The organism is Mesorhizobium sp. M2A.F.Ca.ET.039.01.1.1, assembly GCF_003998035.1.
Lineage (GTDB): Bacteria > Pseudomonadota > Alphaproteobacteria > Rhizobiales > Rhizobiaceae > Mesorhizobium.
In genome coordinates this window covers 1-653 of record NZ_RZRY01001402.1, presented here as the reverse complement: position 1 = coordinate 653, position 653 = coordinate 1, and the positions used below count along the sequence as shown (strand labels likewise).

Annotated in this window: 1 protein-coding gene; it reads left to right on the top strand. The window is 57.4% G+C overall.

Translation table 11 applies throughout. The annotated features are described in order from the left end of the window. The coding region (locus tag EOA24_RS40120) for a type IV secretory system conjugative DNA transfer family protein (protein ID WP_133375066.1) at positions 1-653 on the top strand (653 nt) is incomplete at both ends.

The window sequence follows — 653 nt, the reverse complement described above, 5'->3', positions numbered from 1 at the left end:
ACATGGACCTGCGCTCGCTGAAATACAGGCCGATCTCGATTTATCTGGCGCCGAACATTACCGACATCACGCTGCTGAAGCCGCTGCTGGCGCTGTTCGTCCAGCAGACGCTCGACACGCTTCTGCTCGAGCATGATCGCCGGTCGCTATCGGTTTATTTTCTTCTGGATGAGTTCCGGCAGCTGAAGAAACTCAGCGAGATCACCAGCAAGCTGCCCTATGTCGCCGGCTACAACGTCAAGATGGCCTTCATCGTCCAGGATCTGAAAAACCTCGACGAGATCTATGGCGAAACCGCACGGCAATCCTTGATGGGAAACTGTGGCTATCAGCTCGTCCTCGGCGCGAACGACCAGGCGACCGCCGAGTCGGTCTCAAAAAGCCTTGGCCGGCGTACCGTCCGGTATAAGACAGAATCTCGGACGATCGAACTGATGGGGTTGCATCGCCGCACCAAGGTGGAGCAACTGAGGGAACGCGATCTGATGATGCCGCAGGAAATCCGCCAGCTTCCGCCTGAAAAAATGCTCGTATTGGTCGAAGGACAGAGCCCAATCCTCGCCGACAAGCTGCGCTTCTTCGCCACGAAGCCGTTTCGCGAGCGGGAGGCTTTCTCACGCAACCACGTCCCCTCGGTGCCAGCGATGGAATTC